6 protein-coding genes are annotated in these 6559 nt (G+C 73.4%); 3 read left to right on the plus strand and 3 right to left on the minus strand.

Translation table 11 applies throughout. The annotated features are described in order from the left end of the window. Positions 1 to 557: 557 nt before the first annotated feature. On the plus strand, positions 558 to 728 hold the full coding sequence (locus EU555_RS36475) for a hypothetical protein (protein ID WP_167858732.1): 171 nt from the start codon (positions 558 to 560) through the stop codon (positions 726 to 728). 62 nt (positions 729 to 790) lie between these two features. Here EU555_RS36475 and EU555_RS32285 read toward each other — a convergent pair whose 3' ends face one another. Beyond that, positions 791 to 1297 (minus strand): SgcJ/EcaC family oxidoreductase, encoded by a 507-nt coding sequence (locus EU555_RS32285; RefSeq protein ID WP_135419429.1) that lies wholly within the window; start codon positions 1295 to 1297, stop codon positions 791 to 793. Between the two features lie 272 nt (positions 1298 to 1569). Then, complete coding sequence (locus EU555_RS32290) at positions 1570 to 2121, minus strand: DUF4337 domain-containing protein (RefSeq protein ID WP_135419430.1); 552 nt, start codon at positions 2119 to 2121, stop codon at positions 1570 to 1572. 269 nt (positions 2122 to 2390) lie between these two features. Here EU555_RS32290 and EU555_RS32295 point away from each other — a divergent pair, with 269 nt between their 5' ends. Together EU555_RS32295 and EU555_RS32300 are read left to right on the plus strand one after the other, a co-directional pair. Then, a complete protein-coding gene (locus EU555_RS32295; RefSeq protein ID WP_135419431.1) occupies positions 2391 to 3083 on the plus strand; it encodes a hypothetical protein in 693 nt (230 codons plus the stop codon). A gap of 156 nt (positions 3084 to 3239) precedes the next feature. Further along, the gene (locus tag EU555_RS32300) at positions 3240 to 4910 is read left to right on the plus strand and encodes a Na/Pi cotransporter family protein (RefSeq protein WP_135419432.1); all 1671 of its coding nucleotides are present in this window, start codon (positions 3240 to 3242) and stop codon (positions 4908 to 4910) included. Between the two features lie 3 nt (positions 4911 to 4913). Here EU555_RS32300 and EU555_RS32305 read toward each other — a convergent pair whose 3' ends face one another. Further along, positions 4914 to 6431, minus strand: a complete 1518-nt coding sequence (locus EU555_RS32305; protein ID WP_135419433.1) for a methyl-accepting chemotaxis protein — start codon at positions 6429 to 6431, stop codon at positions 4914 to 4916. Between the last annotated feature and the right edge of the window lie 128 nt (positions 6432 to 6559).

Below are 6559 nucleotides of genomic sequence, written 5' to 3' on the forward strand. Positions count from 1 at the left end.
CATCATGTTCTCCGCCGAACCGGTGACCACTTCGGCACCGGTCGATCACGACCGGCGGAATGATGCTTGGATCCCCGTCCCATTCGGGCGAGGAAATCGTGCGCAAACTAAAAACCGGCAATGCAGGTGATACGGCGTACCGTGACTGGAGTCGGCTGCGAAGAACCATCGCCGCACTGACCCCGGAACGGAATTCGTCAAATATCCGACAATCCCGCGCGCCGCCTCATCCGAATGAGGGATGACGGCGATAGCCGTTATCTCTAAGTCTGTCAGGAATAACGAAGTAGCACGAACGTGCCCGCCGGACCGTTGCTTCGGCGGATGGGTGATCGTTGGCGTCCGGCATGCCGGATCCTGCGTGCGGTCGCGCGGCTGGAACGACCCTTGGAGCGACGCGGTCCTCGCGGATCGCCAACCGTGGACGGGCGGACCCGCGCGGCCGATGCCGCATGCCCGCTCGAGAACGCCGCCACCCCGGCCCGCGCTACGGGCTGCAACCCGGCCCACGTCCTGGGCCGCGATCCGGCCTGCCCGGCAGGCCGCAGGAGGCCGACATGCGTGTTCTGACCCTTCTCGGCGCCCTCGCCCTCGCCACCGGGCTGTTCTGGGGCACGATGCTGACCCACCCGCCGACCAGCGAGGCGCGGCCCGGCATCGGCATCGACACCCGCGAGCTCACGCTCAAGGCGGACCTCAACGACGCGGATCCCTGCGACGCCAACTGAGCGGGCGGAGGCCGCAGCAAGCGGCCTCGCGGCCATCCCGAGCAGCCCCCCATCGGCCGCCGTCAGTGCTCCTTGGCGGTGGCGGTGACCGCGACGACGGGCTCCGGCATCGCCGAGGAATGGTGGTGCGCGATCAGCCACGCGCCGTCGCGCAGGACGTAGACGAAGCTGTAGCGCGCCGGCACCACGACCTGCTCGCCCGGGTTCTTGCCGTCGATCAGGAAGGTGTAGGTGCCCACATCCGTCGCCAGGTTGCAGCCGATCCTGATCGTGTGGGTGTTGATGGTGCCCTGCGGGTGCTTCTGCAGGAAGTGGACGAAGTAGTCCTCGATCATCGCCCGGTCGGTGCGCGGCGTGTTGGACACCGTCGGCAGCAGCACCGCATCGGCGGCGTAGTTCGCCGCGACCTTCTTCGGGTCGAGCGTCGCCAGCGACGCGTTCCAGCGGTCGAACAGCCCCTCGATCTGGCGCTCGGTCACGGTGGCGCATTGCATCGCCTCGGCCTGCGCCGGCGCGGAGCCGAGCAGCGCCACCCCGGCGGCCAGGACCGCCAGCATCGTCGTCTTCATGGATTCGAAAGTCCCCTGCCGCGATCGGCAGCGGAACTGCCGCCTCGGCATCAGGACAATACGGCGGAACGGTTGCCGGAATCGAGCGAAATGCGTGCGGTTCCCGCCCGATCGCGAATTCTTTCGATCTATTTCGAAAGGTGTAGGACTGACGGACCGAGCCAAAAATCCTACAAGATTTGTCCCGGCGTCTCACGGCCCACCTCGGTCTTTGCCGTCCGGACGTCGCGGGGCGGGCCCGGGAGCCCGCCCGCTTCTCCCGGCCGATCCGGCTAAAACAGATGGATCGCGTGCGGGGCGAACAGGCCGACCGCCAGCATGGCGATGCCCGCCACCCCGAGCGCCCCGCCCGCGAAGGCGAGGGCCGCGATGCCGGTGATGACCTGGGCAGAGGCCAGCACGATGCCGATCTGGAAGGCGGCCGAGCCGAGCTCGTAGTGATGGTAGCGGGCGAGAGACAGGTCGCGCTTGGCCTCCGCCGCCTTGGCCTTGGCGGCCAGCTCCTTGCGGCCGTCGCCGGAGGCCGGGTCGGATTCCCAGCGCGCAATGGTCTTGGCCCAGTCCTCGACCTGCTTCTTCACCGCCTCGGGGGGCGCGCCGGGCTCGAGGGCGACCTGCTCGCCGGCGGTCTTCAGCACCGTGGCGCGGATCGTGCGGGCCTGGAAGTAGGCCCACTGGTTGGCGGCCTCGACGTTGGCGCCGAGCGCGTCGGTCTGCGCGCTCTTCGCCAGGGTCTCGCCGAGGGCGAGGAACAGCGCCAGGATCGAGATCAGCAGCGCGACCTTCTTGTTGGAGGCGTCGACCGCCCCGTGACCACCCGACATCGTCGTCTCCCCTCAAGCCAGTCATGATCGGCGCGTGCGTGCGACGTCCTGTCTGGCGGAACCCTGCGACAGGACGAAGAACAGCCGGGCGCGCGGCAGCGAATCGGCGGCGAACCGGCGGCGCCCGCGCCTTCTTAGCCGGGCCGCGGCGGCGCGCCAGCCCCCCGCCTGCACCGGCTTGCGGCGGGGCCCCGGACCGGGCACCCCTGCGCGACGGCCCCCTCGCGACGGACCGACCGGACGACGCGCCCCAGACGAGACGCCCCGCCATGCCGTATGCCCGCTTCCTCGCGCCCCTGCTGACGCTCCTCGCCGCGCTGCCGGCCCGCGCCGCGGGGCCCGACTGGCCCGACACCTACCTGTCCCGCGTCGAGGCGCTGGCGGTGGTGCAGAGCCTCAACGCCGCCCTGCTGGCGAGCCGCAGCGCCACCGCGACGCTCGAGGGCTGGTGCGCCGCCCACCGCATGGCCGGGACGCCGCGCCTCGCCGCCCTGGTGGATCGCGGCATCGACCGCCCGGCGAGCGCGGAGACCCGCAAGCGCCTCGGGGTCGGGCCGGACGAGCCCCTGCGCTACCGGCAGTTGCGTCTCGCCTGCGGCGAGCACGTCCTGTCGGAGGCCGACAATTGGTACGTGCCGGCCCGCCTGACCCCGGAGATGAACCGGCTGCTCGAGACCACCGACACGCCGTTCGGCCGGGCGGTGGCGCCGCTCGGCATCACCCGCCAGACCGTCGGCGCCGAGCCGCACTGGCAGCCCCTGCCCGAGGGCTGGGAGCAGGCGCCGCCGCCGGCCGCCGCCTGCGGCACGCTCGCGGTGCCCGAGCGGCTGTTCAGCCACCGGGCCGTGGTGTTCACGGCGGAGCGGCAGCCGATCTCGGAGGTGGTCGAGACCTACACGAGGGCGGTCCTGGACTTCGCCCGCGCCGCGCGCCCGGCCGACCCGGCCTGCCCGAAGCCCTGACGGGCCGCGGACTCTCTCTGGTCCGAAACCCTGACGGGCCGCGGACTTTCTCTGGTCCGAAACCCTGACGGGCCGCGGACTTGCATCCCGGCCAGGAACCGCGATGCTCGGGACCTGTATCCTCAGAGCGGACCGGACGGAGGCCGACCCCGACGGATGGACACCACGCTGACCCTCATCGACCTCTGCGGCGCCGTGGCGTTGCTGCTCTGGGGCATCCACATGGTGCAGACCGGAGTGCAGCGCGCCCTCGGGCCGCAGCTGCGGCGGGTGCTCGGGGTGGCGCTGGCCAACCGGGTCAAGGCGCTGGCGGCGGGCCTCGGGGTCACGGCGCTCCTCCAGAGCAGCACCGCGACGGGGCTGATCGTGGCCTCCTTCGCCGGCAGCGGCCTGGTGGCCCTGGTGCCGGCGCTCGCCGTGATGCTGGGCGCCAATATCGGCACCACCCTGATCGTGCAGGTCCTGTCCTTCGACGTCGCCCGGGCGGCGCCGGTCCTGGTGCTGGTCGGGGTGATCCTGTTTCGCCGCGGATCGGCGCCGCGCACCCGCGACCTCGGCCGGGCGGCGATCGGCCTCGGGCTGATGCTGATGGCGCTCTCCCGCCTGATCGAGGTGATCACGCCCTACGAGGACGTGCCGGCCCTGCGGGTGCTGCTCGGCGCCGTGGCGACCGACCGGCTCGTCGCCCTGGTGCTCGGCGCGGTGCTCACCTGGGCGGCGCATTCGAGCGTGGCGACCGTGCTCCTGGTGATGTCGTTCACGCAAGGAGGGGTGCTGCCCTTCGAGGCCGGGATGGCGCTGGTGCTCGGGGCCAATCTCGGCTCGGCCCTCAACCCGGTGCTCGAAGGGGCCCGGGACGGCGAGGCGGCCGGGCGCCAGGTGGCTCTGGGCAATCTCCTCACCCGGGCGCTCGGCTGCGCGGCCGCCCTACCCTGCCTCGGCCTGGTCGGCCCGCTCCTCGTGACCTGGCAGCCCGACCTGTCGCGGGCGGTGGCCGATGCCCACACCGCCTTCAACCTCGTCCTCGCGGGGATCGCCCTGCCGCTCCTCGGCCCCTTCGCGGCGCTCCTGCGCCGGATGGTGCCGGAGCGGATCGACGCGCACGATCCCGGCCAGCCGATCCACCTCGACGCGGCCGCCCTCGAGACGCCGCCGGTGGCGCTCGGCGCCGCAGGCCGGGAGGCCCTGCGCATGGCCGACGTGCTCGCCGAGATGATGGGCGGGGCCGGCGAGGCGCTGACCGGGGGCGACCGGGCCCGGGTGGCGCAGATCCGGCGCATGGACGACACCCTCGACCGGCTGAACGCCGCCATCAAGGCGTACCTGATCCGCCTGGATCCCGAGGCCTTGAGCGAGGCGGACGAGCGCCGCATCGCCGCGCTCCTGGCCTTCACCACCAACCTGGAGCACGCCGGCGACATCCTCTCGCGCAACGTGATGACGCACGCGGCCAAGCGCCTGAAGCGCGGCCTCGCCTTCTCGCCCGACGGCGCGGCGGAGGTGGGCGCGCTGCTCACGCGGCTGCAGGCCAACCTGAGCGCGGCGGGCGCCGCCTTCCTGACCGAGGATCCCCGGGCGGCCCGCCGCCTCGCCGACGAGAAGGCGGTGTTTCGCGACCTGGAGGCGCGGGCGACCGAGGCGCATTTCCGCCGCCTGCGCGCGCATGGCGGCGCGGCCGGAACGCCCGTCCCGGCCGAGGCCGCCGCCCTCTACCCGGACCTCGTGCGCGACCTGAAGCGCGTCAACGACCACCTCGTCGCCGGCGCCGCCTACCCGGTCCTGGAGAGCCGGGGCGCGCTCCGGGCGAGCCGGCTCGAGGCGCCCTGAGCGTCAGGCGACCTGCCGCAGGAAGCGCTCGACCTCGGTATCGAGCGCCCCGGTGAGGCCGCCGACCTCGCGGGCGGCGGCATCGACCGCGTCGGCGGCCCCGGCGGTGGTGCGGGCGGCCGCGATCACCGTGTCGAAGTCCCGCGTCATGGCGCGGGCCGCCTCGGCCGCCCCGCCGGCGCTGCGGGAGATCTCCAGCGTCGCCGCACCCTGCTGCCTCACCGCGGTGGCGATGCCGCCGGTGGTCTCGTCGATCTGGTGCATGCGCGCGCGGATGCGCGCGATCGTGCCGGCCGTCTCCTCGCTGGCGCCGCGCACCCCGGCGACCTGGCGGGTGATCTCCTCCGTTGCCTTGGCGGTCTGGCCGGCGAGCGCCTTGACTTCGGCGGCGACCACCGCGAAGCCGCGGCCCGCCGCCCCGGCGCGCGCCGCCTCGATCGTGGCATTGAGCGCCAGGAGGTTGGTCTGGCTCGCGATGGCGTCGATCAGCGCCACCACGTCGCCGATCTGGGCGGAGGCCCGCACCAGCTCGCTCACCCGCTCTTCCGCCGCCTCGGCCTCGGCCAGCGCCGCGGCGGTGCTCTCCTGCGCCCGCGCCACCTGGCCGGTGATCTCGCCGACCGAGGCCGAGAGCTCCTCGGCGGCGCCCGCGACGGTCGCGACGTTGCCGGACGCGGCCTCCGAGCGGACGGACGCCCCCGCGATGGCGCCCTCGGCCGCGGCGGCCTCCGCCGCCATGGCGCCGGCCCGCTCGCTCAGGGACGCCGTGCGGCCGCCCAGGGCCGCGACCAGCCCGGCCACCTCGCCCCGGAAGGCGGCGACCGCGGCGTCGCGGGCGCGGCGGCGGCTCTCGGATTCCTGCGTGCCCAGGCGGTCCTCCTCCTCGAGCAGGCGGGCGCGCCGGCTGGTCTCGCGCAGGGTCTCGAGGGCCTTGGCGACGGCGCCGATCTCGTCGCCCCGCCCGGCATGGCGGATCGGCGTGTCGAGGTCGCCGGCGGCGAGGCCCGAGACCCGGGCCGCGATGTCGACGAGGGAGCGCACGAGCCGCCGGGCCGCCAGCCCCGCGATCAGGCAGGCCAGGACCGCGATCACGCCCGCCGCGAGGGTGATGGCCCGCATCGCCGCCGCGTAGGTGGCGTAGGAGTCCTCGATCGGCACGCCGACATAGAGCGCGCCGTTGACGCGCCCGGCGCCGTCGCGGGTCGGCTGGTACACCGTCTGGAAGCGACGGCCGAACAGCGTCACCTCGCCCCGGAAGGCCTCGCCCCGGCGCAGCAACGGCTGGGCCGGGCTGTCGGGCGCGAGCGCCGTGCCGATGGCGCGCTCGCCGTTCTCCTTGCGCACCGTGGTCGCCCGGCGCAGGAAGGCATCCCGCCCCGCATCGTAGGCGAACACCGTCGCGGTCCCGCCCACATAGGCCACCGCATCGTCGACGACCGACGCATCGGCGAACGTCGACAGCTCGGGCGCCGTCACGGCGACCACCCGCCCGTCCTGGACCTTCGTGGTGGCGCCGGGCACCCGGCCGGCGAAGACCAGCGCGAGGGTGCGCTCGTATTGCTGCGCCTGCTCTAGGGCCTGTTGTCACTTGAACCACAGTAGTGTGGAGGCAAGGCAAAGGACGCCCATGAAGCTGACGGCGGTCTTTT

It is taken from the genome of Methylobacterium nonmethylotrophicum (assembly GCF_004745635.1).
GTDB lineage: Bacteria > Pseudomonadota > Alphaproteobacteria > Rhizobiales > Beijerinckiaceae > Methylobacterium > Methylobacterium nonmethylotrophicum.